Origin of the sequence: Nocardia sp. NPDC047648 (assembly GCF_040642815.1) — a bacterium.
GTDB lineage: Bacteria > Actinomycetota > Actinomycetes > Mycobacteriales > Mycobacteriaceae > Nocardia > Nocardia gamkensis.
Map to the genome: position 1 here is coordinate 175,883 of NZ_JBEYSX010000002.1, position 26,983 is coordinate 202,865.

Below are 26,983 nucleotides of genomic sequence, written 5' to 3' on the forward strand. Positions count from 1 at the left end.
ACGCCGCTGAGCCGTCAGTCGGCGTGGCGGCCGTACGAACCGGCCAGATCGGACGGATCGGTGTTCGCTCCGCACAGCACCACGCATACGCGTTGGCCCGGGCGAGGCCGGAACGCGGGCTCGTCGCCGAGGATCGCCGCCACGGCGGTCGCCGCACCGTGCTCGACGGCGATGCGGCGCTGCTCCCACAGCTCACGGCGCGCTGCGACGATGGCGGCGTCCTCCACGAGCACCGACGCCACGTCGTAGTGCCGCGCGGCCGCCAGCGCCAGTTCCGAGGCCCGCCGGGCACCGAGCGAGTCGGCGGCCACCGAGTCGACCTCCACGTCGACGACCTTCCCGGCTGCGATCGCGGCATGCAGCGCGCGGCAACGGGCGGGCTCCACGGCGACGGTCCGGACGCCGTAGTGATCGGCGGCGGTGGCCACACCCGAGAACAGCCCGCCGCCGCCGACGGCGACCACGACGGCCCCGAGGTCCGGGATCCGCTCGTGGATATCCGTCATCAACGTGCCCGCGCCTGCGGCGATGAGCGGGTGGTCGTAGGCATGGGAGAGCAGGGCGCCGGTGGCATCGGCGAATTCGCGACTGGCCGCGAGCGCGTCGGCGTATTGCGTCCCCACCAGACGGACGTCGGCGCCATAGGAGTGGAGCCGGTCCACCTTGACCCGCGGGGCGGTGGTCGGCAGGAACACCGTGGCCGGAATTCCCTGACTGCGGGCCGCCCACGCACAGGCGAGTCCGGCGTTGCCGCCCGAGGCGATCGTCACGCCCACCCGCGGGAGCGTGCCGTTCTCGCGATGCGCGAGCAAGAAGTTGAGCGCGCCGCGGGCCTTGAAGCTCCCGGTGTGCTGGAGGAACTCCAGTGCGAACCACAGTTCGCCCGCCTGGTCGGCCTGCGCTACCGCCACCGGCCTGACCAGTCCGGTCACCCGTTGGGCGGCGGCCTTCACATCGCTATGGGTCAGTTCCACGCGGCTCCTCGGGACACGGTCGGGCGCCGCCGCTCAGTACTCGCGGCGATGCGGGACGAACTCCAGGGTGAGCAGGGCGGCGGCCGCGATCACCACCTCCCGCCAGCGGACCAGGACGTAGCGCTGATGCGACAGCGCATGGAATTTCCGCAGGAAGCGGTAGAGCGATTCCAGCCGGATCAGCGGATCGGCCAGGTGTGCCAGGACATAGAACAGGGTGGCCGTGCGCGATTTGTCCTTTTCGGCGAACAGTTCCGGGAACGGCGCGAAGGCCAGCGAGATCCGCTGGATGTCATGCGCCGCGGCGTAGTCGACCAAGTCGACGATCATGCGTTCATCCAGGCCGTTGGGCGCGTCCTTGCGCCGCCACGGGACGTCCAGGCTCAGTTCCCGCCCGCGCCCGGAAATGCCGTAGCGCTGGAAGCCGACGGGACTGCCGTCCGCGTCGTTGGCGATGACCACCAGCATGTTCGGATTCCGCCCGTCGAGCAGATGATCCAGGATCATCGAGAACCCACGGGTCTGCCTGCCGCGGCGCCATTCGTCGACGATGGCCAGCAATTCCTCGCGCCGGGCGGGGGTGAGGGCGGACTCGTAGACCACCTCGGTGGTGACGCCGAAATTCCTGGTGCGGCTCACGGCTTGGCGCAGGTTGCGGTATTTGCGTCCGACGAGGTTGAACTCCTCCACGTCGATCGCCACGTCGCGGCCGATCGGCACCGCGCGCAGCCCGCGATGCTCCAGTGCCCACACCTGCCACAGCTCGGCCAGTTCCGGGCTCGCGCCGAGCACGGCGACGCGCCAGCCATGGTTGACCGCGAAGTCGGAGAACGCCGCGACCAGTTCGGGGAATGCCGCGCGATCGCCGATCGGGTCGCCCGCGACGACGGCGATGCCGAAGCGGGTGCGGTAGCCGATGGCGGCGGTCGAGGAGGTGTTGAAGAAATAGGCTTTGGACGAGTGCAGGGCGAAGGGAGCCAGCGGGTCGCCCTCGGTGCGGCCGACCAGTTCGGCCACCCGATACACCTCGCCGGGCTGCGGTCTACCGGCGCGCGGCAGCACCACGACGAATCCGGTGGCGGCCAGCAGGACGAAACCGGCGTCGGCGTGCTCGGCGCGGTAGGCGAGATGCGCGACGGCGAGCACCAGCACCGCGACGGTGACATGCGGAAGCGTGATCGGCCTGCGCAGGTGCAGTCCGCGCGCGACGAACACCCCGGACAGCGCGAGCCCGACGAACCAGCCGTGGTCGGCGCCCTCCTGCGAGGTCACGTTCGACTCGTAGGCCAGGATCACCGCGATCAGCAGCGCCATCGTGATCAGTGCGGCGCGCATGCCGGGAGTGGTGGTGAAGGCGGCTGCCCGGTAGCCGCCGAGTGTGGTGGCGCGCAGCGTGCGCGAGCTGGAGGTTCCCTGAGCGTCAGGCACGATCGAACTCCGCCCTACCCTCGCGCTCCGTTACCCACGACAGCTTCGCCATGGTGGTCCTCCACATGATCGCCTACCGAACACACTATGCGGCCCCCCTGGTCCAGGGGAAACACCTTTTCGAAACCAGCCGGTAGGCGGCACGAACCAAGGCATCACAGACCAACGGCGCCCCACGGCAAACATCGGACGAATCTTGTCTATTCCTTCGTCGCCGAAGTGATCGGGTCGAGAGCGCGAACGGGCGTGGAGGAGTCGCGGGTCGGCGTCGTTGGGCGAGACGGTCGATTCGCAAAGGGTGCACCGTGCTGCGTGCCGGGTGGCCCGCGGACATGGAGTGAACCCCCGGCGGTGTCGCCGGCGGCTGCGGGCGGTGCCATCCGCTGCCGCGGCACGGACGCGTCCTGATCGGCGGCGTGGAACGGTTCCGATCGCGGCCAGTGGTGCGAGAGGCGAACTTCGAGCGCGTCCCTCGTATGCGCGACGATTGCCCGAATGGCAGCAGAGGTCCATTGCGCAGAATCGAAAATTCAACCCTATTTCCTTCTCTGGCGGGCGATTTCGGACATTTGCGGTCGAATTGCCGATTTACCGGCGTGTATCCGAGCTTTTCCTCTTTCCCGTTGTCATGCTCAGTGCCTGGCTGCTCCGAACCAACCGCCTGATGAGTGGGCGCGACGAGAGGTCCGACTGTGAAACTGAGCTGGATGGTGATTCCCGCGCTGGTCGCCGCCGCTGTGTCCGGATGTTCCGACGACACTTCGGCGAGTGAGGCGGCGACCGCGACGAGTACCGTCGCCGCCCCGAGCGTTCCGGCGACGACGACCGGGGCGCGCGACGAGGAAGTGGCGGACACCGGTATCCGAATATTGCTGGGCGAATCGAAGAAAGTTCCGGTGCCCCCCGATGTGGTGCTCGATATTCGAGCGCCGGTCGCATGGGGGCAGGCTGCCAACGGGATTCGCTGCACGGTGACCGACAGTTCCGGGCGGAATGAAGATCTGCGCTCGTCGGACGCGAAGAAGTCCGAGACGTTCGGCGGGAAGGAGTGGGTGACGGTGTGGACGTTCTCCTCCGTGCCGAACAGCGACGTCACCGTGGGCTGCCGGGACCCGGAATCGAAGATCGCCGCGGACCATCGTGAGCCGTACCTGCGGGTCGTGCCGCGCGTGATCGTCCCGATCGCTGCGCCGCAGCGCTGATCCCGCGGGCCGTCCGCTCAGGCGGCGCGCACGGCGACCGGCCGGTAGACCCGGGACGCCAGGGTCTGGAGCACCATCAGGCGGGTCAGCTGGTTGCGCAACCAGATGTGGCCGCCCGTGGCCGGAATCAGCATGGAACTGCTCGTCCGTACCGAGCGCTGTGCCCGCAGTACCGTGGGCCGCAGGGCTTGTTCATAGCGGTGGAAGGCGATCCGATGGTCGCCGCCCGCTGCGGCGAGTTCCGTCGCGAGCAGGTGCGCGCCTTCGATGGCCAGTGCCGCGCCCGCGCCGGACAGCAGGGTCGCGCAGTACCCGGCGTCACCGACCAGGGCGACCCGTCCGCTCGACCAGGCAGGCAGGCGGACCTGGCTCACCGCGTCGAAGTAGAAGCCGTCGTCGGCGGTGGCCTGCTCGAGCAACGCGGGCACCTGCCAGGCCCGGTCATCGAAATACGTGCTGAGCAGGGCTTTCTGGGCGTTCTCGTCGCGGTGGTCGACGTCGAGCACGCGAGCCTCGCGGAAGGCGAAGAACGCCGTGGCGCCGTCGTGCGCCCCCGATCGGTAGACGCCCGCCACCTTCCCCGGCGTGTTGTAGAGCGTCACCGCGTGCGGGCGTCCGAGACCGGCGTCGACGCGGGCGGTGGCGAAGTACACGCCGAGGTGATGCAGCGCGTCGGCCTCCGGCGTGACGGCCAGGTTCCTGGTCCGCGAATGCAATCCGTCGGCGCCGATGACCAGGTCGAACTCGGCCTGCTCGCCGCTGTCGAAGGTCACCTCCACGGCGTCCGGGCGCTGGGTGATCGCGGCGATCGAATCGCCGAAGGTGAACTCGACGTCGTCGGCGGTCGCCTCGTACAGCACCTGGGCCAGGTCGCCGCGCATGATCTCGATGTCACCGTCGGCGTTGAAGATGCGCGTGCTCATCCCGGCGACGCGGCGATCGGCCGCGTCGACGAACGTCAGCTCGCGAATGTCGGTGGCCCGTTCGCGCAACGCCGGCAGTACGCCCATCCGCTCCGCGATCCGTACCGAGGACCCCCGGATGTCGACGCCGTTGCCGCCAGGGCGCAGTGCCGGGCTGCGCTCGACCACGGTGGGCCGGAAGCCGTTGCGCACCAGCCAGTACGCGAGCGTCGGTCCGGCGATGCTCGCGCCGGAGATGAGAATGCGGGGATCGTGCGCCATGGGTGCCTCCGTGGTATCGACTGACCGTTGGTCAGTCACGAATGTAAGACACTGACCACCGGTCAGTCAACGGGTAGGATCCGAGGCGTGAGCGACGAGACGACGACCCGCGCCCGCATCCTCGAGGTGGCCATGGACCTGTTCGGGACGCATGGTTATCACCGCACCTCGGTGCGCGCGATCGCCGAGCAACTGGGCATTTCCAAGGCGGGTGTGCTCTATCACTATCCGAGCAAATACGACATCCTCGCGGGCTTGGCGGAGCCGTTCCTCGCGGCGATGGAGCGCACGGTCGCCGAGGCGGGCGATCCCGATCCGTGCGAGGCGCGCCGCCGGGTGGTCGAAGGGTTGCTCGATGTCTTCCTCGCCCATCGCTACCTGCTGCGGCTCAACGTCCGCGATCTGGCGCTGGCCGCGCCCGGTAGCATCTTCGAGCGGTTCAGCAAGGTCATGATGCAGGCGAACATCCTGGTCGCGGGCCCGGACGCCAGCTTCGCCGAGCGCGTTCGCGCCACCCAGGCGGTGGCGGGGCTCAGCGACCCGGTGGTGCTGTACGCCGAGGCTCCCGTCGACCAGTTGCGTTCGGAGGTGCTGGAAGGGGTGCGTCTGTTGTTGGCGCCCGCGGCCCGGACGCCGCCCGCGGCCGCGTCCAGGGGGCGGCCGGTGGCACTGACCCCGCAGCAGGTCGAACTCGCGCGGCGGCGGCACGACGTGGAGGGGCGCGGCGTCGCCGAAATCGCCAGGGAGCTGGGTGTCTCGCGGGCGACGCTCTACCGCTATCTCAAATAGCGGTTTATTTTGAGACGATATTTTTGAGACGCCGCGAGTGTGGTCGGTGGTCCGGAGGGTAGCGTCGGTGTCATGAACGATGCCGCCTACCGCGAGCGGCCGGCGCGGTACGAGGGCGCCGTGCTGTGGATCAAGACCGTCGATGGCGGTGGCGCGGCGCTGCCGGTGCTACCCGACGGTTGCATGGATCTGATCTGGATGGACGGCCGGTTGGTCGTCGCGGGGCCGGACACCCGCGCCCACCACCCCGGTGGGATCCCGGGTGATCGGTACGTCGGCATCCGGTTCTATCCGGGTACCGCACCCGCGTGGCTGGGCGTTCCCGCCCGCGAGTTGCGCAACCGGCGGGTCGAATTGGCTCAGCTGTGGCCATCGGCTGTGGTCCGGCCGCTGGTCGATCGGATCGCGGCCGCCGACGACCAGGCGGCAGAGCTGGAACGCGTCGTGCAGTGGCGCGCGGCCGAGACCGCGCCGGCCGATCCGCTCATCCGGAAGGTGGTCGGCGCGCTCGACGCCGGGTGGCCGGTGGCGGCGGTCGCCGACGCGGCCGGGCTGGGGGAACGGACCTTGCACCGCCGTTGCCTGGACGCCTTCGGCTACGGCCCGAAAACCCTCGCGAGGGTACTGCGTCTGCAACGTGCGCTGGCAGCGGCGCGCAGCGGCGTGCCGCTCGCCGACACCGCGATGCGGGCCGGATTCGCCGACCAAGCGCACCTCTCCCGCGAGGTGCGCGCGCTGGCGGGAATTCCGTTGGGTGGCCTGCTCGTCAAGTCGTGATCACGTCGACGCGCGCGCAGGCTGGTGGCTGTCCCGGGATCGCATCGGACCGGTCGAGACGGTGTATGCGGCGAATTTCGTCGGGAAGCGTGTCCGGCTCCGTCTCGCGCCGTGCGGATGGATGTGGTTCAGCTGCTCGCGGACGGAAGAGCGGCGTACAGGTCGACGCCGTTGCCGTCCGGATCCTGCACCGCCGCGTAGCGCTGCCCCCAGAACGCGTCCCACGGTTTCAGCTCGCCGTGGTATCCGGCATCGACGAGTTCGGCGTACACGGCGTCGACTTCCGTGGGATCGGCGCAGCGAAAAGCGACTGCGAGACGGCCCGCGCCGGTCGGGGGCCGCCAGCCGGTGTGGAACGACTCGATGACGGCTTCGGTGTCCAGTGTGAGCCGCATGCCGTTGGGCAGCGCCGCCTCGGCATGCCCTTCCTGCTCGGAGCCCTCCGGGAAGGCGAGCCCGAGGCGGCGGTAGAAGGCCACCGAGGCGGCCATATCGCTGACGACGATGCCGATGACGTCGAGTTGTGGTGTCATACCGGCAGCGTAGGCAGCGGCGTGCGGGCGCGTCTTGAACGAATCGGACAGCGCCTAGCGTGCGGGGGCGGGGACCAATTCGGCGATCAGGTTCTCCACCAGGATGCGGATGTGGTCGCGGATGGTGCGCACCACGTCGAGGGACTGGTCCGCGGGGTCCGGCAGCATCCAGTCGCGGTAGCTGATACCGGGAAAGAACGGGCAGGCGTCGCCCGCGCCCATGGTGACCACCACGTCGGAGATGCCGATCGCGTCCATCGTGAGCGGCTTGGGGGCGCGGCCGGAGATGTCGATGCCGATCTCGGCCATGGCGTCCACCACCGTGGCGTTCAGGGCCTCGGCCGGCGCGCTGCCCGCCGATCGCACGTCGAACCGGTCACCCGCCAGGGCGGTGAGGAACCCGGCAGCCATCTGCGAGCGGCCCGCGTTGTGCTCGCAGACGAACAGCACACTGGGCTTGTGGGACATGGGAACGCCTTTCGAGGTGCAAGGTGGAGCATAAGTGTGCTGGCCGTCCGGCCGCGGTGAACCGAAACGCTTTCCTAGCGTACGAGATACGTATACCAGCGCGCCGCGAAGCGTTACGGCGCGACGTGCTCTCGCTGGTGCGCGCGTACTTCGACCGCAGGTCACAGGCCCGAATCCGTTATCACGCAGCTTTCGCGGCGCCCCGGGCTGCCGGAGCACGGGAGTGGACCGGACGGTAGGGCGACAAGGACGTACGACAAGGCGATCGGCAAGCGCGCCGCCACGATCCGCATGCCGCAGCGACTGTCGAACGCGGAATTCGCCACGCGCAGGGTCACGCGTCGCATTGATGCGCCGCGCTGGCGCTGTTGAGGAAAAGTGGCGCTGTTGAGGGAAAGTTGCGCTTTTGAGCAAAAGTGGCGCGGTCGGTGCGGCGCGGTTCGACCACTGTGTCGCGTCGCGAACGACCGGCTCCGAGCTCGCGCCGCCGACACGCGTACCCCGGTCGACGAGGGTCGACCGGGGTACGGGCAGTGTCGGCGAATGGGATCGGGTTGCCCCGGCCCACCGACCGTGGTCACCCGGAAGCTTCCGGGAACGGGTCAGATCGGACGCAGGTCGATCATCTTGCGCAGCCGCTGCCGGTCGCGTTCCAGGCGGCGTGCTTCGTAGGCGATCGGGAAGTAGCGCAGGCGCTCCGGCAGCAGCGGGACCAGCCGCGCGATCAGCCAGCCGAGCACGCGCAGCTTGCGTTCGTCGGCCGCGGTCCAGGTCAGCCCGAGCTTGCGCCGCGCGACCTCCGGCGTGGTGCCGACCGTCACGAAGTACTGGAGCCAGCCGATCGGCGCCACCGCCGCCTTCCAGGCGGGACGCAGCGCGCGCGGCAGCTGCTTCGGCGGAGCGACGGAGCGGATCACCCGCAGGTAGTCGCGCGCGGTGTCGGTGGCGACCAGGTGGTTGGCGACGGTGTCTTCGAAGAACTTCTCGAACTCGGTGTAGTTCGCGGGGATCTCCTTGGGCGCCACCGAGAAATTGCGCAGCAGCTGCAACGTCTCCTGGAAGTACGCCTCTTTGTCCGCCGCGGTGAGCGGTCGCTTGGCGAAGTACTTGGCGCTCTCGGTGAAGGCGAAGGTTCCGGTGTGCAGTACCCAGGCCCACGGGGCGCTCGACAGCGCGGTGTGCCGGACGCCGTTGGCGTCGGTCGTGTTCAGCGACGCGTGCAGTTCGCGCAGGCGGTCGGCCTCGGCCAGCGCTTCCTCGCCGCCGTAGACCCACATCATCACCGACGCCAGGCTGCGCATCGCGCGGCCCATGGGATCGGTGCGGAAGGTGGAGTACTCGTCCACCACCGCGGAGATGGTCGGCTCCATGGTTTGCAGCAGGAAGGCCGAGCCCGCCGTGAGGGAGAAGGTGACCAGACCGGTCTGCTCCCACATCTGTGTCCCCGGTTCGATCGGGCGGCGGGGCGGCAGCGTTCGCGCGCCGGTGGATTCGCGTGCGACGGACGCGGTCATCGTGATCTCCCTTGATCGGCCGAACTCAATACAATGAGATGATAACCCTATAAGTCTCTCATCGTCTATCTGTGATCGGCCATCCCGGCGCTGCCCTTAGGCTGTGCGGATATGACGACCGAGTGGCGCAGTCGTGACGGCCGGATCGGGGTGCTCACGGGCGCGGGCATCTCCACCGATTCCGGCATCCCGGACTTCCGCGGCCCGCGCGGGGTGTGGACGAAGGATCCGATCGCCGAATTGCTGTCGACCTATCAGAACTATGTGACCGACCCGGGCTTGCGGGAACGCGCCTGGCTCGCCAGACGGGACAATCCGGCCTGGCAGGCGGTACCCAATGCCGCGCACAACGCCCTCGCCGACCTGGAGCGCGCCGGGCGGGCGGTCACCATCATCACCCAGAACATCGATCGCCTGCACCAGCGGGCGGGGTCTTCGCCGGAGCGGGTGATCGAGATCCACGGCAACATGTTCGAGGTGGTCTGCATCGAGTGCGACTACCAGACCTCGATGTCCGCCACCTTGGAACGGGTAGCCGCGGGTGAGCCCGACCCGCCGTGCCCTGGCTGCGGCGGCATCCTCAAGTCGGCCACCGTGATGTTCGGTCAGCAGATGGACCGACGCACCATGACCAAGGCCGCGCTCACCGCGCAGACGAGCGACGTCTTCCTCGCGATCGGAACGTCGTTGCAGGTCGAGCCCGCCGCGTCGATGTGCTCCGTCGCGGTGGAGAACGGCGCGGATCTGGTCATCGTGAACGCCGAGCCGACGCCCTACGACGACATGGCCACCGAGATCATCCGCGAACCCATCGGCACGGCCGTGCCCCGCCTGGTCGCGGAGATGCTCGCCGCGTGACCGCGGCGGCGTGCGTGCGGTGACCCGGGTTCAGCCGACCGGCCCGAGCACCCGGTCGAGGTAGGGATTGGCGAAACGCCCCTTCGGGTCGAAGCGCCGCCGCACCTCGGCGAACCGATCCCAGTCGGGATAGCGGTCCCGCAGGGTCGCCGCGGTCTGGAAGTGGCGTTTGCCCCAGTGCGGGCGGCCCTGGTAGCGGTCGAACACCGCTTCGCAGGCGCGGAAGTACGGCTCGAAGTCCATGCCCCGGTATTGGTGCACCGCGATGTAGCAGGTGTCGCGGCCGCTCGCCGGGGACAGGAACGCGTCGTCGGGTGCGACCCATCGCACCTCGATGGGCATCGGGGTGTCGAAACGAGTGGTCAGTTCCTTGATCTCGCGGATCGCGTCGACGGAATGCGCGCGCGGGATGGCGTACTCCATCTCGGTGAAGCGGATCAGGCGGGGCGAGGCGAACACCCGGTAGGAGCGGTCCACCTGACGCCGATAGCTACCCGCGTAGGCGGCGCTGCGCTGGATGAAGGGGACCAGGCGCGGTTGCCTGCGGCTCAGTCTGCACAGCGCGTCGAACAGGTGATTGGACATCAGGATGTCGGCGAACCAGTCCACCGCCTTGGGACGCGGCTGCTCGGGCAGGGTCACGCGGTTGTTGCGCTTGGTCATGGCCAGCGGACTGTGCGCGAACATGTAGAACTCGAAATGGTCGTTGCCGTCGACGAACGAATCCAGGTCCGCGAGCACCTCCTCCACCGGGATCGGCCGTTCGACGCCCTCCAGCACGAACGACGGCGCCATCCGCAGGGTCACGGCGGTGACGACACCCAGCGCTCCGATGCCGACCCGCGCCGCCCGCCAGCCGTCGGGATCGGTGTGCTCGTTCAGTTCCACCCGGGTGCCGTCGGCCTGCATCAATTCCAGCGAATGCACCGCGGCGGAGAGGTTCTGCAAGGTGGCGCCCGTGCCGTGGGTGGCGGTGGCGATGGCGCCCGCGACGGTCTGCACATCGATGTCGCCCAGGTTCGGGAAGGCGAGGCCGTGCTCGTGCAGGGCGGTGCTGGCCGCGTTCAGGCTGATGCCCGCCTCCACCCGCACCAGGCCGCGCGCCCGGTCGACATCGAGGACGCGGTTCAGCTTCGCCAGGCTCAGCAGCGTGCCGTCGGTCAGGACGGCGTCGGTGAACGAATGACCGGTGCCGGCGACCCGCACGGTCCGGCCGGCGGCTTCGGCGTCGGCGAGCAGGCCGGCCACTTCCTCGACGGAGCGCGGTGTGGCGATGATCGCGGGCGCACACTGTTGATCGCCTGCCCAGTTCACCCACGAGTTGGTCATGTGACCAACTTTACGGGAGCGAACGTGACGTGCGCTACTTACGGTGCGATTTCGCTACCGCTTGCGCCAGCCGCAGGTCAGATGCTGCTTGGCGTGCTCGACCTCGGCGTCGGTCAGCGGGGGGACGTCGAGATGCCTGCGCGGCGTGCCGTCGCCCCGCAGGCCGTTCAACATGATGGCCATATACCGCTGCCAGACATCGGGATTGACCGGCTTGGCGAACTCGGCGAGCCCGTCGACCATGTGCACGAGCGCGAAGAAGTCCGAGGGCTCGATGCCGTCGGCGAGCACGCCCGCGTCGCGCGCGCGAGCGCAGATGGCGGTCACGGTGGGCTTGATGCGATCGCGCACGACCGCGAACCGGTCGGTCTCGTCGTCCTCGAGTTCGAGCATGACCTCGCTGAAGCCCCGGTTGGTAGCCATGTGTCTGCACGCGTACTCGAAGAATTCGACGAGTCCGAACCAGGGGTCGGGATGTCGGTAGGCGGCCTCGGCCGCGTCGGCGAAATCGTTCAGGTTCTGGTCGAAGACCTCGACGATCAGTTCCTTCTTGTTCGCGAAGCGGCGATAGACCGTACCGACACCCACGCCCGCGCGTTCGGCCACGTCGTCGAGCGTGATCTCGAGTCCGTGGTCGGCGAACAGTTCCCGCGCCGCGGCGATGATGCGCTGCTGATTGCGTGCGGCATCGGCCCGCAGGCGCCGGGGTGGAGAGGCGACCGTGGCGTGATTCACACCGTCATTCTATCAACCTCCGGGATTAACCGGAGGCATTGTCTCCGTTATCGTGATAGCTTCTTCAGGTAAGCGGAGGAGCTTCCTCCGGATCAAGGCTAGAGACAAAGGGGACACATGACTACCGCCATCGACCGTGGGGCCCCCGCCCCTGAGCAGACGGCAAGCGAGCGGCGCGGCTCGCACGCCCTGCGCTGGTGGGTGCTCGCCGTCCTCGGTGTCGCCCAGCTGATGGTCGTGCTCGACGCGACCGTGGTGAACATCGCGCTGCCCGCCGCGCAGGCGGATCTCGGCTTCAGCGACGGCGACCGCTCCTGGGTGGTCACCGGCTACGCGCTGGCGTTCGGCAGCCTGCTGCTGCTCGGCGGACGCCTCAGCGACCTGTTCGGCAGGCGCAACACCTTCATCATCGGCCTGGTCGGCTTCGCGGTCGCCTCCGCCATCGGCGGCGCGGCCACCAGCTTCGAGATGCTGGTCGCCGCCCGGGTCGGACAGGGTGTCTTCGGCGCGCTGCTGGCGCCCGCCGCTCTCTCGCTGCTCACGGTGACCTTCACCGAGCCGTCCGAGCGGGCGAAGGCGTTCGGCATCTTCGGTGCCGTCGCGGGCACCGGCGGCGCGATCGGGCTGCTGCTCGGCGGCGCGCTCACCGAATGGGCCTCGTGGCGCTGGGTGATGTTCGTCAACCTCGCCTTCGCGGCCGTCGCTCTGGTCGGCGCGGTGCTGCTGCTGGCCAAGCACGCGAGCACCGAGCGGCCCAAGCTCGACATCCCCGGCACGCTCGTGGTCACCGCCGGTCTGTTCGGCATCGTCTACGGGTTCTCGCACGCGGAGTCGGACGGATGGACCAACGGCGTCACCCTCGCGTTCCTGCTCGGCGGCGCGGCGCTGATCGCGGTGTTCGCCTGGCTGGAGACCCGGGTCGCGCACCCGCTGCTTCCGATGCGGATCGTGCTCGACCGGATGCGCGGCACCTCCTACCTGACGGTGTTCGTCATGGGCATCGGGATGTTCGCGATCTTCCTGTTCCTCACCTACTACATGCAGCTCACCCTGGGCTACTCGCCGATCATGACCGGCGTCGCGTTCCTGCCGATGGTCGCCGCCATGGTGGCCTCCTCGACCACCGCGCCGTCGCTGCTGCTGCCGAAGCTCGGCCCGAAGGTCGTGGTCAGCGGCGGCTTCCTGATCGCGGCGGCGGGCATGGCCTGGCTGACCCGGATCGGCTTGGACACCGGCTACGCCAGCCACATCCTGCCCGCCCTGATCCTGCTCGGTCTCGGCCTCGGCGGCGCGATGTCGACCGCCTTCCAGGGCGCCACCTCGGGCGTGCAGCACGAGGACGCGGGTGTGGCCTCGGCCATGATCAACACCAGCCAGCAGGTCGGCGGCTCGATCGGCACGGCGTTGCTGAGCACGATCGCGGCGTCCGCGGCCACCGACTACCTGTCCACCCGCACGCCGGATCCGCTGTCCATCGCCCAGTCCGCGATCGAGAGCTACACCACCAGTTTCTGGTGGGCCACGGCGATCTTCGTGGCGGGCGGCATCCTCACCGCGGTGCTGATGCCGAGCACGGTGCCGGTGCCGGCCGAGGGAGAACCGGTACTCGCGCACTGATTCGAGTGCGCCACCGCCTATCCGGTTCGCTATCGCACGGCCGCCGCTCCCGCGACTTCGTCGCTGGGGCGGCGGCCGTCGTCGTCGAATCCGCACGGCGCGCGAACCGCTTCGTCGGTGAGCGCGGCGAGATGCCGGGCCGAATCTATGCTCCGCGATTGCCAATCGGCCGCTCCCGGCGTGCCAGTGCCGCGGCGAGGATGTACCCCTCCGTCCGCTGCCGCCGTCCGAATCAGGGTTGACCGCGGGGCCGCTCGGCGTCGCGCGGACTCGCGCCGCCCGTCCGCCGCGCAAGCAAAGCGCTCCAGAATCACCGTTATCGGTGCAAAAATACAGGTGAGTAGATGCGGCGGGCTGTGCCGTGAGCAGTCCCTTTTCCGACCTACGCGGTAAATATCATGGGATGCTTTGCACATCGGAATCCGCGAGGGTTCCGGCCGCTCACGCGTGGGTAGCCAAGAGACTGCTGCGCACCCTTCTCGGCATCGGCGCACCCGGCGGTCGCACCACCCTCTCCACCCCACCCGCGGGGTTCGTAGACTCCTCGGACCGGGCGCGGCACTCCCCGCGCTCGGCCGCCTCGGGGAGTGGCGGTGGTGCGGCCGGGACGGCGGAGCCCGGCGGGCATGGCACGGTGGTTACCTGGTTCGGCTCGGCGATCGACGGGAACGGCACGACGGAAGGGGGCAGGCAATGAGTGGTTCGCAAACGGGCGCTGCCACGACGGGACGATGGCGGCCCGCCGCACGGCTCACCGTGCTGCTCGACGAGGACGACAAGTGGCGGCACACGCCTCTGTATCACGAGATCGTGCGCCGGGCCAGGGATACCGGCCTGGCGGGAGCCAGCGTGTGGCGTGGCATCGAGGGCTACGGTGCGTCCTCGCACGTGCACACCACCCGGATCCTCGACGTCGCCGACCACCTTCCGTTATTGCTGATGCTGGTCGACGAGCCGGAACGCTTACGCGCCTTCGTCGAGCGGAATGCCGAGCTGTTCGCTTCGGTCAACGTCACCTTGGTTCCGGTGGACCAGTGGCAGGAAGGTGAGCGATGACCGGACGCGGCAGGCCCGCCGGATCCGCCGTAGCCCCTGTGGCCGCAGCGGGTTTCACCTCGCCGCCGCTGCCACACGCGGCGGCCGTTACCATTGTCGGTTCGGCGCGGCTCGGCGATCTGAGCGGCGCGTCGGCGGGCCATCGGCCGTTCGCCGCCGCGGAAGCAGGCTTCCGCACCGTGCCGACCACGTTCGACATGGACGGCTACGAGAAGTTCCGGCGGGCGGCCGACGTGAACGACGTGGCCGTGGGGTCGGCGGTGGTCGGGCGGTCGTGGACATGATCCTCATGACGAGCCGGGCGCAGCCGGTACGGAAGGGAGACCCGAGCATGGCCCACGATCGAGCCGGGCGTTCCGCACGTCCCACCGATCTGGAAGACATCGCGCACCTGGTGACGGCGTACTACAGCCGTGTTCCGGACGCGGCGGATCCGGCTCAGCGGGTGGCGTTCGGAACGTCGGGACATCGCGGCTCCAGCCTGGACGGCGCCTTCAACGAGGCGCACATCCTGGCGATCACGCAGTCGATCGTGGAGTACCGCGCCACCCGGGGCATCACCGGCCCGGTCTATCTCGCCAGGGATACCCACGCCCTGTCCGAGCCCGCCTGGACCACCGCGCTCGAGGTGCTCGCCGCCAACGACGTCACCGCGGTCATCGATGCGCGCGACCGCTACACCCCCACGCCCGCGCTGAGTCACGCTGTGCTGCGCCACAATCGGGGCGGCGCCAAGCATCAGGCCGACGGCATCGTGGTCACCCCGTCGCACAACCCGCCTCGCGACGGCGGCTTCAAATACAACCCGCCGCACGGCGGCCCGGCGGACAACACGGCCACCGACGCCATCGCCGCGCGCGCGAACGAACTGCTGCGCGACGGGCTCACCGGGGTCAAGCGCACCACGTTGCAGCGCGCGCTGGCCGACGGCGTGGAACGCTACGACTACCTCGACAACTACATCGATGACCTGCCCAACGTGCTGAACCTGGACGCGATCCGCGGCGCGGGCATCCGGCTCGGCGCCGATCCGATGGGCGGCGCCAGCGTCGACTACTGGGAGGAGATCGGCCAGCGCTACGATCTCGAGCTCGAGGTGGTCAATCCGTTCGTGGATCCCACCTGGCGGTTCATGACCCTCGACAGCGACGGCAAGATCCGGATGGACCCGTCCTCCCGCTACGCGATGGCCTCGCTGATCGGGATCAAGGACGACTACGACATCTCCACCGGCAACGACGCCGACGCCGACCGGCACGGCATCGTCACGCCCGACGGCGGGTTGATGAATCCGAACCACTTCCTCGCGGTCGCCATCGAATACCTGGTCGCCAACCGGATGGGGTGGGATGCGCTGACCAAGATCGGCAAGACCGCGGTGACCTCGTCGATGATCGACCGGGTCGTTTCCGTGCTCGGGCGCGACGTGCACGAGGTGCCCGTCGGGTTCAAGTTCTTCGTTCCCGGATTGTTCAGCGGCAGCCTGGCATTCGGTGGGGAGGAGAGCGCGGGCGCGTCGTTCCTGCGGATGGACGGCACGGTCTGGACCACCGACAAGGACGGCATCCTGCTCGCGCTGCTGGCCGGCGAGATCGCCGCGGTCACCGGCCAGAGCCCGTCGGCGCGCTACGTCGAACTCGAACGCCGCTACGGCAGCCCCGCCTACGCGCGGATCGACGCACCCGCCACCGTGGAACAGAAGGAGCTGCTCGCGAAGTTAACTCCGGACATGATCACGACGAAGGAGATCGCCGGGGAGCCCGTCACCGCCGTGCTCACCAGGGCGCGGGGCAACGGCGCGCCACTGGGCGGCCTGAAGGTGACCACCGAGAACGCGTGGTTCGCCGCGCGCCCCTCCGGCACCGAGGACAAGTACAAGATCTACGCGGAGTCGTTCCACGGACCCGATCACCTCGCCGAGGTGCAGACGGCCGCGGAGGAATTGGTGGGGCAGGCGCTGTCCGGTGACCGGTAGATCCAAGCCCCTGCCCAGCGAGATCTGGGTGCTGGTCGGGGGCGCGTTCGTCATCGCCATCGGGTTCGGCCTGGTCGCCCCGGTGCTGCCGCAGTTCGCGCGCGGATTCGGCGTCGGCGTGGCGGCCGCCTCGGCCATCGTCTCCGCGTTCGCGCTGATGCGGTTGCTGTTCGCACCCGTGAGCGGGCGGCTGGTGCAGCGGCTGGGGGAGCGCTCGGTCTACCTCGGCGGGCTGCTGATCGTCGCGGCGTCCACCGGCGCGAGCGCCCTGGCCCAGAGCTATTGGCAGCTGATGGTGCTGCGGTCGCTCGGCGGCATCGGCTCGACCATGTTCACCGTGTCGTCGCTGGCGCTGGTCATCCGGATGTCGCCGCCCGAGCAGCGCGGCCGGGTGTCGGGTCTGTGGTCGACCAGCTTCCTGGTCGGCTCGGTGAGCGGGCCGCTGGTGGGCGGCGGGTTGTCCGGGCTCGGGCTGCGCTGGCCGTTCGTCATCTACGCCGTGGCGTTGTTCGTCGTCAGCGTCGTGGTGTACTTCAGCCTGCGCAATTCGGAGTTGGCCGCGCCGGAGCCGGTCGGCGGCGCCCGCATGATGTCCTTCCGCGAGGGCTGGGCGCGACCGGAGTACCGGGCGGTGCTGCTGTCGAACTTCGCCAACGGAGCCGCCGTGTTCGGTGTCCGGATGGCTCTGGTGCCGCTGCTTGTCGTCGAGGTGCTGCACCAAGCGCCGGGTATGGCCGGTGTCGCGTTGACGGTGTTCGCCGCGGGCAACGTCACGGTGCTGTTCGCCGCGGGGCGGCTGTCCGATCGGTGGGGACGGAAACCGTTCGTGATCAGCGGCTCGCTGGTGTGCGCGGTCGGCACGGCGGGACTCGGCCTGGCCACCGACCTTCCCTGGCTGCTCGCCACCTCGTTCTTGGCGGGGGTCGGTTCCGGCATGTTCACCCCCACCCAGCAGGCGGCCGTCGCCGACATCATCGGCCCCAAGGCGCGCGGCGGGCCGGTGCTGGCCGGTTTCCAGATGGCCGCCGACCTCGGCACCGTCATCGGGCCGGTCGCCGTCGGAGCCCTGGCCCAGCAGGTGTCCTACGGTCTCGCGCTCGGCGTGACCGGAGCCCTGCTCGCGGTTGCGGCGCTCGTCTGGACTGTCGTGCCCGAGCCGCTGCGGCGGGGGGTTCCCGCTCACTCGGAGATGCCGGCCGAACGCTCCGCGGAAGCGGACGACGCCGGGCGGCAATCGGCGCGGATCGACCGTGCGCTGAACGAAGTGTCCGGCGCGCCGGTCGCCGACAGTCCGGTGCCCGTGGTGGCCGAGCCCATGGCGGTTCCGGGAGAGGGTTCGGCGGATCCGCGAGTCGTGGTCGATCGGCGGGAGTCGGCGACGAATGGTGTCCGGACGGCGGCGGAGTCCGACGGACCGGCGGGCTGTCCCCCGGCCGGGATCGGCGATCACCGCGGTGCGGCAGCCGACGCCGTGCGGACCGCGCCGGCCACCGCGGTCGTCGACTCCGACGAGGCGGAATTTCCGCCGGGGCGCCCGATGTCTCGCGGCAAACGTCGGCGACCGGAGCGGCGTGCCCGCCGCAAGCGCTGAGCACCTGTAGTCCGGACGGGCGGTGCTACGGGCCGGGCGCCGCTGGGGCGTAGCGCGAGGTAATCGGCGGCGCGGTCCGTCCGCGCGTCGCGGAGCCCGCGGACAGAACCGTTGGGTGGCCCGGGCGGGGGACTTGCCGTGGGCTCCGCTCAGTGTGCGCGCGGCCGTCGGATCGGTGGCCCGGCGGCGGGAATGGTGGTTCGTTGCGGCAAAGTGTCAATGTGAGCGAATCGCGTTCGAACTACACTCCACGGCCGATGTCCAGTGCGACCACCTACGCGCTCGGTGCGGTCGCTCTCGTGCTGATCGTGCTCATCGTCATCGCGGCGATCCGCTGGGGGCGAGACGACACGGCCGTCCGCAACGACGGCTACGGTTCGGTGCGGGACCCCGCGGTGCACTCGATGCTCGAGCAGAACGGTTCGATCCTGCTCGGCCGCCCGGACGCGAAGAAGACCGTCGACATCTTCGAGGACCCGCTGTGCCCCGGCTGCGGCAGCCTGGAGCGCATCTACGGCCAAGAGATCGCGCAACAGATCGATGCGGGCGCGCTGGCCGTGCGCTATCGCCTGGTGAACTTCCTCGACGGCCGCTCCCGCAGCAAGGACTACTCGACGCGCGCCGTCGCCGCGAATCGGTGTGTGGCCGAAGCGGGTTCGGGGCCGGTCTACTCCAAGTTCCACACCGAACTGTTCACCACGAAGCGTCCCAGCGAAGGCGGCGCCGACCTGAGCAACGAGGAACTCGCCGCGATCGCGGGCGAGGCCGGAGCCGCCGACCCCGTGCGGCAATGCATCGCGACCGGTGCCGAGGTCGACTCCGCGCGCAGCACCGCGATGGCGCAGACCGCGGCCCTCGGCGAAGCGCTGGGCGGCTCCGCGGCCACCCCCGCGGTGTTCGACGGCACGAGGAAGGTCGACACCAACGACGAGAACTGGGTGGTTTCGCTCGCCGGTTGAGCAGGGCTGGAGGGCCGGAACGCCGACTCCACCAAATCGACGCCCCGGCCCACTCGGCGGCACGACCCGACATCCCCAGCCCCCGAGATCGCCGCTCGCCGAGTTTTCAGTTGGTCTGGGGCCGGGCAGCGGCTCCACCTGCCGCTGCCCGGCCCGCGCACTCGACAGCGCGATCCGGCCCCCTGTCCCTAGACCGCACCTCGAGGTGTCTCACATCCGCTCCGACCCCGGTTGGGGAGTCGGACACTCGAAACGAACAAACCAGCAACCCCATCTGCTCTGGCCGTCCCGAGCGTCCGACCGGCTATCGCCCTACGCCCTGATCGGAATTCGATTCGAACATGTGTTCGATACTAAGCCCATTGGTCCCCCGCTGTCACCCCCCGAATCGAGGCGATTTGGTCGCCGACATACCGTTGGTGTAACTTCATTCAAGCGCGGCCGGGAAGCCGGAGCGCAACCAACCAGGGGCTATGGCGCAGCTGGTAGCGCACCACACTGGCAGTGTGGGGGTCAGGGGTTCGAGTCCCCTTAGCTCCACCTAAATAGCAGGTCCGGCCCGGTCTTAGACCGGGCCGGACCTGTCTTCAATGTCCAGCCCCCCGTTTTGATGCCGCCCGTCCGGTCGGCTTCGATCTCGCCGGTGCTATGGCTGGGACTGACCGCTGACCGGTGCCGAACCTGTGGTCACATCGGAGCGGGCTGTCAAGTGGGATGGTCTGTGTCGGATTGCTCCAGCGGATTGTTCGACCAGCCATGCCTGTACGTGTGCATAGGCGCGGTAGCGGATTTCAGGGAGGGAGAGGAATACGTCGTGGCGCGCGTCTTCGATCGGCACGACCGTCGTGCGTATGCCGAGACAACTGGCCCATTGCGAGATCTGGTTCACGTCGAGGATGGTGTCTGCCCGATCTGCTTTGTCGTTGTAGGCGCGCGAGTAGTGGGTCTTGTCGGAGTGCAGCACCAGTGCCGGGACACCGATATCCAGGCCGCGGTGCAACCGAGCGTGCCCGCGCCGGATCGCATTGAGCCAGCCCACGGTGACGGGAAACCCTCCAGCGGGCTTCAGCTGTAGATCGTAGGACCACTCGCCCTTGGCCTGTGCATGGAGAGAGTCGCTGTAGGTGGTGCTCGCGGGCAGGTCCATTCGCCGCATCGGACGGACTTTCGCCAGCGCTCGCAGTGCCCAGGTGACGGGTCCGCGCATGACCGCTGATCCGTGGAGGTCGAGCCAAGGGCTGTTGAGGATCAGCCCCGCGACTGTTCCTGGTCGGTTCTCGCGTCGACGGCGATCGAGCCAGAGGGCGGATACGAGGCCGCCGGTGGAGTGCGCCACCACGTAGATGGGGAGGCCGCTGTGCTCCTCGTTGATCAGGCCTATGGTGCGCTCGAGTTCGTCGTCGTAGTACGCCAGGTCGGAGACATAGTGTGCGGTGTGGCCGGATCTGCGTGCTCGCCCGCACTTGCGCAGCTCGAGCGCGTAGAACGCCAGCCCCGATTGGGCGAAGTGATCGGCGAGGTCGGTCTGGAAGAAGTAATCGGAGAATCCGTGCAGGTAGAGGACTGCGCCGGCGACGTCATCGGCAGGCTGGGCATCGCGTCGGACCACCACGGCCTGAATTCGGCCCTCACCGTCAGGGTCCGTTCCGAGGTCGAGGGAAAGCTGAGAGTATCCGGTGCCCAGGATATCCGGGGTCCATCGCGAGGACAGGTCGGTGGCAGGGCTGGTCATTCGTCTCCTTGGAATGGGTAGGCCGCGGGCTGTGCTCGGCGAGGTCTGGGAGGCAACGGGAAGGAGCTGTGGTTATCGGACTGCGGGTCGAAGTGGCTGTCAGGATGGCGGCCGCAGCAGTTCGGGCGCCAGGAAAGACCGAACGCCGCCGCGAGCGTGTGGCCTGCGGTAGCGACGATGTCGTGTGAGAAGCGGGACTGCGACCTATTGCGGCGCTCATTGCAGTGCTGGGTCGGCCGTATCGGACGACACTGCGTCAGGCGAGGTCACCCGGCCAGTATGTGTGGATGGGTAGAGGCCGATTTGACTAAAAGCGGCGACATTTTGCTATTTTGCGACACGACTGTGGTGGGCGTTCACGGACGCTTGGTCACGTCGCCGGTTCCGATGTGGTCGCTGTTCCGGACGTCGCGGGGAGTGGCGTCCCACCAGCGCCGGGTCAACCGGCTCAGCACCGACTGGTTGTTGAGCCCGACCTGGCGGGTGATCTGGCTCATCGGCATGTCGGTGGAAGTGAGGTAGCGGTAAACCTCCTGCCGCCGGACATCATCGAGGATGTCGCCGAATGTGGTGTTCTCTGCGGCGAGGTGGCGCTGCAGTGTGCGCGGATGTACGGCAAGCATGCGGGCGATCACTCCGATCTCGGCCGGTGTGGTGCCGAGGCAGCGCCTCAGCAACACCCGCACCTGCGCGCTGGCCGGCGCGTTTCGATTGGGATCGAGTTCGGCCAGCATCGTCAACGCCAAGGCCATCAGGCTCTCATCGCCGCTGCTGAGGTTCTCTTTCGCAAGGCTGGTCGGTACCCGCAGGAGTGGTGTGGGCCGAGCGATACGGACCGGTGCGCCGAAGAAGTCCTCGTACACGTCGAGGGGTGCTCGTGGGATGTAGGGAAGATCGACGCTGCGCAACCCGTAGCGTTCACCGAGAAGCTGAGCGATCGTGCGATGCACGACGCCGAGGCCGAGATCGATGGCCTGGCTCATCGCCGCAGCGGGGGCGGGCACGCCATAGCGGATCGCGACCACACCGCGGGCGCCATCGGGATCTGCCTGGACCGACAGGGTGAGGCTGCGTGAATGCAGGAAGAGGTACCGCGACGCGCACTCGAGCGCGTCGGCCGCGGTGGGCGCGGCACGGATGGCCAGTGCCAGCGGGCCCAGCGCGCTGAGATCCTGGCGTGTCGCCATTCGCAGGCCCAGGTCGAAGCACTCCAGGCGGCGTGCGGCGAATTCCAGGGTGCGTACCGAGACCAGTTCGGGGATGAGCACATCGTCGCTGTCCAGCGCGGCGAGCGGCAGGCCGGCCTCGACGGCGAGGGCTTCGGGATCGCCGCCGAGCTGTGTCACGACATCACGGAAACCCCGCAATGCTGCCGAGCGAATCACTGACATGTCGCATATCGTCTAATCGTTGTCGCAAAATATCAAACCGTGGCTGACTGTCCGGCAGAAGCGCATCCGCCTCCCTGGTGTCATCGGCCGGGTGCGCTCCGTCGGTCGCCGACGGAGTGCTGCGGCCGCAAAGCTGGCGCGGGTGCAGAGTTGGGCATGGGGTGTCGCGGAATATCAAATTACTGTCGCGATAGGTCAAATTATCATGCCTAGGCCCAGGGAGACTTGGCGGCATGTCACCTTCGCCGAACGCCGATGCTCTTATGGGCATTCGGACTCAACCCGTCGAACATCTCGATGTCGTCATCGTCGGCGCCGGACTGTCCGGGATCGGCGCCGCGTACCGGCTGCAAACCGAACGACCGGGCTCGACCTACGCCGTGCTCGAGGCGCGCGGTGACCTCGGTGGGACCTGGGATCTGTTTCGATACCCCGGAGTGCGGTCGGATTCGGACATGTACACCCTCGGCTACGCCTTCAAGCCGTGGCGAGGGGGAAAGCCGCTGGCCGACGGTGCGGACATTCTGGACTACATCCGGGACACGGCCACCACATTCGGTATCGACGAACGGATCCGGTTCCGGAGCAAAGTGGTGCACGCGGACTTCGATACTGCGGCCGCGCAGTGGACACTGACCATCGCCGACACCGGCACGGGCGAACAGCGGACGATGACGTGCGGCTTCCTGTACTGCTGCGCCGGCTACTACGACTACGACAAGCCCCACGCCCCAGAATTTCCCGGCAGCGAAAACTTCGCAGGGACGGTCGTGCACCCGCAGTTCTGGCCCGAGAATCTGGATTACGCGGGCAAACGAGTCGTGATCATCGGTTCGGGCGCGACCGCAGTGACACTGGTGCCGTCCATGGTGACGGGGGATCGCGCCGCCGCGCACGTCACCATGCTGCAGCGGTCCCCGACCTGGATCGGTCCGGTCCCCAGCGAGGACAAACTCGCCGAGCGGGTAAAGGCAGCTCTACCGCCGAACCTCGCCCATCGCATCATCCGCGCCAAGAATATCGCGTTCAGCGTCGCGTTCTACCAATTCTGCCGCCGACGACCCCGGCAAGCACGCAAGCTGCTCACCAGGGTTGCCACGAAGATGCTCGGCGATCCTCAGCTCGTCGCCGACCACTTCACCCCGTCGTATGACCCCTGGGATCAGCGATTGTGCGCGGCACCCGGCGGCGACCTGTTCCGCGAAGTACGGTCGGGCAAGGCCGAGATCGTCACAGATCACATCGAAACCTTTGTCGGCGACGGCATCCGGCTTCGTTCGGGGCGTGTCCTGGACGCCGACATCGTGGTCACCGCGACCGGACTCAACCTGCTCGCCTTCGGCGGTATCGAGCTGGCGGTCGACGGGCGGACGGTTGCCCTGGGCGAGCAATTCGTGTGGAACGGCGCCATGGTCAGCGGCCTGCCCAACTTCGCGATCTGCATGGGCTACACCAATGCTTCATGGACACTGCGGGCCGACCTGACCCACCGGCTGGTGTGCAGGGTGTTGGGCTGGATGGAGCGGCACGGATACGCCACCGCGGTTCCCCGCCCCGACGGTGAGCTCCAGCCCAACCCGCTGCTCGATCTCGCCTCCGGGTACGTTCAGCGCTCGATCGCGACCTTCCCCCAGCAAGGAGACCGGTCCCCGTGGCGCGTCCGCCAGAACTATCTCCTGGACTCGGTCACCACGCTGAGCACCGACCTGGCGAGATCACTCGCAGTCACCCCACGGCATCGGCAGTCGGAATCGGGTGCGCCGGGTGACGACTCGCGACACCCGGCAAATCGCCGCACAACACACCAGAAGGCCGAGATCTGATGCGTATCCGAGGCGCGGTTCTCGACCGGTCCGAAGCCGCCCGGCCCTACGCGAGCTCGCGGCCGATCAGCGTAGAGGAACTGGAACTCGCGGAACCCGGGCCCTCCGAGGTACTGGTCGCTGTCGAGGCCGCCGGGGTGTGTCATTCCGACCTCAGCGTGGTCGACGGCAACCGGCCACGACCACTGCCGATGCTGCTCGGCCACGAGGCCGCAGGAATAGTGACCTCGGTCGGTGAACGGGTTGGTGACCTGACGGTGGGCCAGCGGGTGGTGATGTCGTTCCTGCCCCGGTGCGGGGACTGCGCCGCGTGTGCTCGCGGCGGGCAACTGCCCTGTACGGAGGGCACCCGCGCCAACACCGCGGGCGAACTGCTGCACCACCGCGGCCGGTTGACCCGCGACGGCTCCCCGGTAAACCATCACCTGGGCGTTTCGGCCTTCGCCACCCATGCGGTGGTCGACCGTGCCTCGGTTGTCGCGGTGGGAAGTGACGTACCCCCCGACGTAGCAGCGTTGTTCGGCTGTGCGGTACTCACCGGCGGCGGCGCCGTGCTCAACGTCGCCGACCCCGCGCCCGACGACGACCTGCTCATCATCGGACTCGGTGGGGTCGGCATGGCAGCCCTGCTCACCGCGAAAGCGATCGGCGTGTCACGGATAGTGGCCGTGGACCCACTCGTGGAGAAGCTGGCACTGGCCCGCGAACTCGGCGCCACCGAGACCTACACCCCCGGTCAGGTGACATCTGCCGGTATCCGGGCCCGCTTCGCGATCGAGTGCGCAGGCCACCCAGCGGCTTTCGAGACCGCCTTCGGTGCCACCGCGCCCGGCGGGACGACGATCACCGTCGGCCTGCCCGCGCCGGCGGCGACGGTGACGCTGTCGCCGTTGACCGTGACATCGCAGGCTCGCACGGTGATCGGCAGCTACCTCGGCTCGGCGGTCCCGGCCCGGGACATACCCCGCTACGAACAGATGTGGCGCGAGGGCAGACTGCCCGTGCAGCGGTTGATCTCCGCACGCATCGGCCTCGAGGACATCAACGAGGCGATGGACCACCTCGCCGCCGGCGCGGCCGTGCGACAGGTGATCACCTTCGACGATCGGGACCACCGATGACATCCTCACTGCCGCAATCAATGATGCACGCTCCGCCCGCCCAGTTCCTCGGTGGGCACTGGGTTGAGGGCGACCGTGACATGCCGGTGTCGAATCCGGCCACGGGAGCGGTGATCGCCGCCGTCGCCGACGCGAGCCCCGACACCGCGCGCTCCGCCCTCGACGCTGCCGTCGCCGCTCAGGACGCCTGGGCGGCGAGCGATCCGCGGCACCGCAGCGAGGTGCTGATGAACGCCTTCGCGCTGCTGTGCGATCGTTCCGAACACATCGCGCGCACCATCACCCTGGAGATGGGCAAACCGTTCGACGAAGCGCTCGGCGAGGTCGGCTACGGTGCCGAATTCCTCCGATGGTTCGCCGAAGAGGCAGTCCGGGGGCGAGGCGAGTACTTCCGGGCACCGGTCGGAAATCAGCGGATCGTGGTGACCAGACAACCCGTCGGTCCGGCCCTGGCGATCACACCATGGAACTTCCCCCTGGCGATGGTCACCCGCAAGATCGCGCCCGCACTCGCCGCCGGCTGCACCGTCGTCCTCAAGCCCGCGCCCCAAACGCCGCTCACCGCACTGGAGTTCATGCGGATCCTGGAGGATGCCGGGCTGCCCGCCGGCGTGGTCAACTGTGTCACCACCTCGGACGCCGCGGGGATGTCGAAGGCTCTGCTCGCCGACCCCCGCCTGCGCAAGCTGACCTTCACCGGCTCGACCGCGGTCGGAAGACATCTGCTCGCCTCGGCGGCCGGCCAGGTGCTGCGGGTATCGATGGAACTGGGCGGCAACGCCCCGTTCGTCGTCCTCGAGTCCGCGGATCTCGACAAAGCGGTCCACGGTGCGGTAACCGCCAAGCTGCGAAACGCGGGCCAAACCTGCGTCGCGGCAAACCGGTTCCTGGTCCATGAGTCCTTGGCCGGTGAGTTCACCGAACGCCTTGCCGGCGAGTTCGCGGCGCTGCCGGTCGGCGACGGCATGATCGAATCGAACCGCATCGGTCCACTGATCGATGCCGCGGCGGTGCGGCGGGTCACCGCTCTGGCCGACGAGGCGCTCGCCCACGGCGCGCAGATATGTTCCCCCGGTCCGGCTTTCGAGGGTCCCGGCTACTTCGTGCGACCCACGGTGCTCACCGGTGTCAGCCCGGGCACACGCCTGTGGCGGGAGGAGATCTTCGGCCCGCTGGCACCGATCCGCACCTTCACCACCACCCGCGAGGCGCTGGAACTCGCCGACGACACCGAGGCGGGGCTGGTCGGCTACGTCTTCGGAGAGAACCTCGGCGACACCATGGACTTCGCCGAGCGACTCCAGACCGGCATGGTCGGGGTCAACACAGGCATGGTGTCGGACCCGGCCGCGCCCTTCGGCGGGATCAAGGCCTCCGGTATCGGTCGTGAGGGCGGTACCACCGGCATCGAAGAGTACCTGGAACAAAAATACCTGGCAGTAGCGCTGTGAGCTGACGCCGGGACACCCTCACCGGGCCTGCGGCGCCACCGAGCGCATGGGGAGCATGCGAGGCGCATGATGATCAGGGCCTCGCCCCCCGTCTGGGGGTGAGGTTGCCGGTCCGGCAGAACGCGCACACCGCCCCGCCCATTTCCCGCACCACACTGCGGCGGTGCCATGACGGCCGAGGTCTCGCGGGGCCGCTCACCGCGGCCGGGGCGGCCGAGACCGTGCGCGTCTCGATCCCTGGCCACAAGGAACTCGCAGTCGACCGGGCGAGCGCTTTCGCCGCGCTGCGTCACGCCGACGACCGCGAGACGGCGAGGACGGCTGGTCGCTGCCCACCGCGCTGATCGACCTCGCACTGGCGGCCGGCTCGCGGCGACTGTGGCCCCGTGGCGCCACGACATCGGTCGCTGCAGCACACCGAGGCGCGCACCGAGATCGGGCTCACCTACGCCGGGATCGAGCACATGGGTCTACAT

The 26,983-nt window shown here is 68.7% G+C and carries 22 protein-coding genes, 1 tRNA gene and 1 pseudogene; 14 read left to right on the forward strand and 10 right to left on the reverse strand.

Annotated elements, in window-relative coordinates:
• Nucleotides 1-14: 14 nt before the first annotated feature.
• Both ABZ803_RS05205 and ABZ803_RS05210 read right to left on the reverse strand, forming a co-directional pair.
• A complete protein-coding gene (locus ABZ803_RS05205; RefSeq protein ID WP_357033148.1) occupies nt 15-974 on the reverse strand; it encodes a threonine/serine dehydratase in 960 nt (319 codons plus the stop codon).
• 33 nt (nt 975-1,007) lie between these two features.
• Nucleotides 1,008-2,402, reverse strand: coding sequence for a phosphatidylglycerol lysyltransferase domain-containing protein (locus tag ABZ803_RS05210; RefSeq protein WP_357033151.1), 1,395 nt, complete (start codon nt 2,400-2,402; stop codon nt 1,008-1,010).
• A gap of 692 nt (nt 2,403-3,094) precedes the next feature.
• On the opposite strand from ABZ803_RS05210, the gene ABZ803_RS05215 reads away from it, so the two are divergent.
• On the forward strand, nt 3,095-3,604 hold the full coding sequence (locus ABZ803_RS05215) for a hypothetical protein (protein ID WP_357033154.1): 510 nt from the start codon (nt 3,095-3,097) through the stop codon (nt 3,602-3,604).
• 17 nt (nt 3,605-3,621) lie between these two features.
• Here ABZ803_RS05215 and ABZ803_RS05220 read toward each other — a convergent pair whose 3' ends face one another.
• On the reverse strand, nt 3,622-4,788 hold the full coding sequence (locus ABZ803_RS05220) for an FAD-dependent monooxygenase (protein WP_357033157.1): 1,167 nt from the start codon (nt 4,786-4,788) through the stop codon (nt 3,622-3,624).
• Between the two features lie 87 nt (nt 4,789-4,875).
• Between ABZ803_RS05220 and ABZ803_RS05225 the strand changes: the two genes are divergently transcribed.
• Together ABZ803_RS05225 and ABZ803_RS05230 are read left to right on the forward strand one after the other, a co-directional pair.
• Complete coding sequence (locus tag ABZ803_RS05225) at nt 4,876-5,577, forward strand: TetR family transcriptional regulator (RefSeq protein ID WP_357033160.1); 702 nt, start codon at nt 4,876-4,878, stop codon at nt 5,575-5,577.
• Nucleotides 5,578-5,649: 72 nt separating this feature from the next.
• Complete coding sequence (locus ABZ803_RS05230; protein ID WP_357033163.1) at nt 5,650-6,354, forward strand: helix-turn-helix transcriptional regulator; 705 nt, start codon at nt 5,650-5,652, stop codon at nt 6,352-6,354.
• 128 nt (nt 6,355-6,482) lie between these two features.
• Here ABZ803_RS05230 and ABZ803_RS05235 read toward each other — a convergent pair whose 3' ends face one another.
• The 3 genes from ABZ803_RS05235 to ABZ803_RS05245 all read right to left on the reverse strand — a co-directional run bounded on the left by ABZ803_RS05235 (nt 6,483) and on the right by ABZ803_RS05245 (nt 8,869).
• Nucleotides 6,483-6,887, reverse strand: a complete 405-nt coding sequence (locus ABZ803_RS05235; protein ID WP_357033166.1) for a VOC family protein — start codon at nt 6,885-6,887, stop codon at nt 6,483-6,485.
• Between the two features lie 54 nt (nt 6,888-6,941).
• Nucleotides 6,942-7,355, reverse strand: a complete 414-nt coding sequence (locus ABZ803_RS05240) for an arsenate reductase ArsC (protein WP_357033169.1) — start codon at nt 7,353-7,355, stop codon at nt 6,942-6,944.
• A gap of 602 nt (nt 7,356-7,957) precedes the next feature.
• Nucleotides 7,958-8,869: an oxygenase MpaB family protein gene (locus ABZ803_RS05245; RefSeq protein ID WP_062969478.1), complete on the reverse strand. Its 912-nt coding sequence runs from the start codon at nt 8,867-8,869 to the stop codon at nt 7,958-7,960.
• Between the two features lie 111 nt (nt 8,870-8,980).
• Here ABZ803_RS05245 and ABZ803_RS05250 point away from each other — a divergent pair, with 111 nt between their 5' ends.
• The gene (locus ABZ803_RS05250; RefSeq protein ID WP_357033173.1) at nt 8,981-9,727 is read left to right on the forward strand and encodes a Sir2 family NAD-dependent protein deacetylase; all 747 of its coding nucleotides are present in this window, start codon (nt 8,981-8,983) and stop codon (nt 9,725-9,727) included.
• A 30-nt stretch (nt 9,728-9,757) separates the two neighbouring features.
• Here ABZ803_RS05250 and ABZ803_RS05255 read toward each other — a convergent pair whose 3' ends face one another.
• Both ABZ803_RS05255 and ABZ803_RS05260 read right to left on the reverse strand, forming a co-directional pair.
• Nucleotides 9,758-11,056: a D-arabinono-1,4-lactone oxidase gene (locus tag ABZ803_RS05255; RefSeq protein WP_357033176.1), complete on the reverse strand. Its 1,299-nt coding sequence runs from the start codon at nt 11,054-11,056 to the stop codon at nt 9,758-9,760.
• Between the two features lie 54 nt (nt 11,057-11,110).
• Nucleotides 11,111-11,791 carry a TetR/AcrR family transcriptional regulator gene (locus ABZ803_RS05260; RefSeq protein ID WP_357033179.1) on the reverse strand — a complete coding sequence of 227 codons (681 nt, stop codon included), beginning with the start codon at nt 11,789-11,791 and terminating at the stop codon, nt 11,111-11,113.
• Nucleotides 11,792-11,908: 117 nt separating this feature from the next.
• On the opposite strand from ABZ803_RS05260, the gene ABZ803_RS05265 reads away from it, so the two are divergent.
• From ABZ803_RS05265 to ABZ803_RS05295, 7 genes and pseudogenes are all read left to right on the forward strand, one after another.
• A complete protein-coding gene (locus ABZ803_RS05265) occupies nt 11,909-13,408 on the forward strand; it encodes an MFS transporter (RefSeq protein ID WP_357033181.1) in 1,500 nt (499 codons plus the stop codon).
• Nucleotides 13,409-14,101: 693 nt separating this feature from the next.
• Nucleotides 14,102-14,464, forward strand: coding sequence for a DUF190 domain-containing protein (locus ABZ803_RS05270; RefSeq protein WP_357033184.1), 363 nt, complete (start codon nt 14,102-14,104; stop codon nt 14,462-14,464).
• Nucleotides 14,461-14,748, forward strand: coding sequence for a hypothetical protein (locus ABZ803_RS05275; protein WP_357033187.1), 288 nt, complete (start codon nt 14,461-14,463; stop codon nt 14,746-14,748). Before ABZ803_RS05270 ends, ABZ803_RS05275 begins: the two co-directional genes overlap by 4 nt.
• A 47-nt stretch (nt 14,749-14,795) precedes the next feature.
• Entirely contained in the window at nt 14,796-16,439 is a 1,644-nt protein-coding gene (gene pgm, locus ABZ803_RS05280; protein ID WP_357033190.1) for a phosphoglucomutase (alpha-D-glucose-1,6-bisphosphate-dependent), read from the forward strand.
• Nucleotides 16,429-17,628: pseudogene (locus tag ABZ803_RS05285) on the forward strand (MFS transporter); the annotation flags it as partial. The gene pgm and the pseudogene ABZ803_RS05285, both read left to right, overlap by 11 nt.
• Nucleotides 17,629-18,287: 659 nt before the next feature.
• Nucleotides 18,288-18,989, forward strand: coding sequence for a thioredoxin domain-containing protein (locus ABZ803_RS05290; RefSeq protein WP_357033193.1), 702 nt, complete (start codon nt 18,288-18,290; stop codon nt 18,987-18,989).
• A 467-nt stretch (nt 18,990-19,456) separates the two neighbouring features.
• Nucleotides 19,457-19,529, forward strand: a tRNA-Ala gene (locus ABZ803_RS05295).
• 106 nt (nt 19,530-19,635) lie between these two features.
• On the opposite strand, the gene ABZ803_RS05300 is transcribed toward ABZ803_RS05295, so the two are convergent.
• Nucleotides 19,636-20,721 carry an alpha/beta hydrolase gene (locus ABZ803_RS05300; RefSeq protein ID WP_357033195.1) on the reverse strand — a complete coding sequence of 362 codons (1,086 nt, stop codon included), beginning with the start codon at nt 20,719-20,721 and terminating at the stop codon, nt 19,636-19,638.
• A gap of 356 nt (nt 20,722-21,077) precedes the next feature.
• Nucleotides 21,078-22,112, reverse strand: coding sequence for an AraC family transcriptional regulator (locus tag ABZ803_RS05305; protein WP_357033198.1), 1,035 nt, complete (start codon nt 22,110-22,112; stop codon nt 21,078-21,080).
• Between the two features lie 263 nt (nt 22,113-22,375).
• Here ABZ803_RS05305 and ABZ803_RS05310 point away from each other — a divergent pair, with 263 nt between their 5' ends.
• Genes ABZ803_RS05310 through ABZ803_RS05320 form a run of 3 tightly spaced genes read left to right on the forward strand, consistent with a single transcriptional unit; the run spans nt 22,376 to nt 26,507 of the window.
• Entirely contained in the window at nt 22,376-23,935 is a 1,560-nt protein-coding gene (locus tag ABZ803_RS05310) for an NAD(P)/FAD-dependent oxidoreductase (RefSeq protein ID WP_357033201.1), read from the forward strand.
• Complete coding sequence (locus ABZ803_RS05315; protein WP_357033204.1) at nt 23,935-25,056, forward strand: alcohol dehydrogenase catalytic domain-containing protein; 1,122 nt, start codon at nt 23,935-23,937, stop codon at nt 25,054-25,056. The genes ABZ803_RS05310 and ABZ803_RS05315 overlap by 1 nt, the downstream gene beginning before the upstream one ends.
• Nucleotides 25,053-26,507, forward strand: a complete 1,455-nt coding sequence (locus tag ABZ803_RS05320) for an NAD-dependent succinate-semialdehyde dehydrogenase (RefSeq protein WP_357033207.1) — start codon at nt 25,053-25,055, stop codon at nt 26,505-26,507. The genes ABZ803_RS05315 and ABZ803_RS05320 overlap by 4 nt, the downstream gene beginning before the upstream one ends.
• Nucleotides 26,508-26,983 lie beyond the last annotated feature (476 nt).

Coding starts and splice junctions, on each gene's coding strand:
- ABZ803_RS05220 (WP_357033157.1), bottom strand. CDS start 4,788: ATGGCGCACGATCCCCGCATTCTCATCTCCGGCGCGAGCATCGCCGGA.
- ABZ803_RS05230 (WP_357033163.1), top strand. CDS start 5,650: ATGAACGATGCCGCCTACCGCGAGCGGCCGGCGCGGTACGAGGGCGCC.
- ABZ803_RS05235 (WP_357033166.1), bottom strand. CDS start 6,887: ATGACACCACAACTCGACGTCATCGGCATCGTCGTCAGCGATATGGCC.
- ABZ803_RS05240 (WP_357033169.1), bottom strand. CDS start 7,355: ATGTCCCACAAGCCCAGTGTGCTGTTCGTCTGCGAGCACAACGCGGGC.
- ABZ803_RS05245 (WP_062969478.1), bottom strand. CDS start 8,869: ATGACCGCGTCCGTCGCACGCGAATCCACCGGCGCGCGAACGCTGCCG.
- ABZ803_RS05250 (WP_357033173.1), top strand. CDS start 8,981: ATGACGACCGAGTGGCGCAGTCGTGACGGCCGGATCGGGGTGCTCACG.
- ABZ803_RS05255 (WP_357033176.1), bottom strand. CDS start 11,056: ATGACCAACTCGTGGGTGAACTGGGCAGGCGATCAACAGTGTGCGCCC.
- ABZ803_RS05265 (WP_357033181.1), top strand. CDS start 11,909: ATGACTACCGCCATCGACCGTGGGGCCCCCGCCCCTGAGCAGACGGCA.
- ABZ803_RS05270 (WP_357033184.1), top strand. CDS start 14,102: ATGAGTGGTTCGCAAACGGGCGCTGCCACGACGGGACGATGGCGGCCC.
- ABZ803_RS05275 (WP_357033187.1), top strand. CDS start 14,461: ATGACCGGACGCGGCAGGCCCGCCGGATCCGCCGTAGCCCCTGTGGCC.
- pgm (WP_357033190.1), top strand. CDS start 14,796: ATGGCCCACGATCGAGCCGGGCGTTCCGCACGTCCCACCGATCTGGAA.
- ABZ803_RS05290 (WP_357033193.1), top strand. CDS start 18,288: ATGTCCAGTGCGACCACCTACGCGCTCGGTGCGGTCGCTCTCGTGCTG.
- ABZ803_RS05300 (WP_357033195.1), bottom strand. CDS start 20,721: ATGACCAGCCCTGCCACCGACCTGTCCTCGCGATGGACCCCGGATATC.
- ABZ803_RS05305 (WP_357033198.1), bottom strand. CDS start 22,112: ATGTCAGTGATTCGCTCGGCAGCATTGCGGGGTTTCCGTGATGTCGTG.
- ABZ803_RS05310 (WP_357033201.1), top strand. CDS start 22,376: ATGGGCATTCGGACTCAACCCGTCGAACATCTCGATGTCGTCATCGTC.
- ABZ803_RS05315 (WP_357033204.1), top strand. CDS start 23,935: ATGCGTATCCGAGGCGCGGTTCTCGACCGGTCCGAAGCCGCCCGGCCC.
- ABZ803_RS05320 (WP_357033207.1), top strand. CDS start 25,053: ATGACATCCTCACTGCCGCAATCAATGATGCACGCTCCGCCCGCCCAG.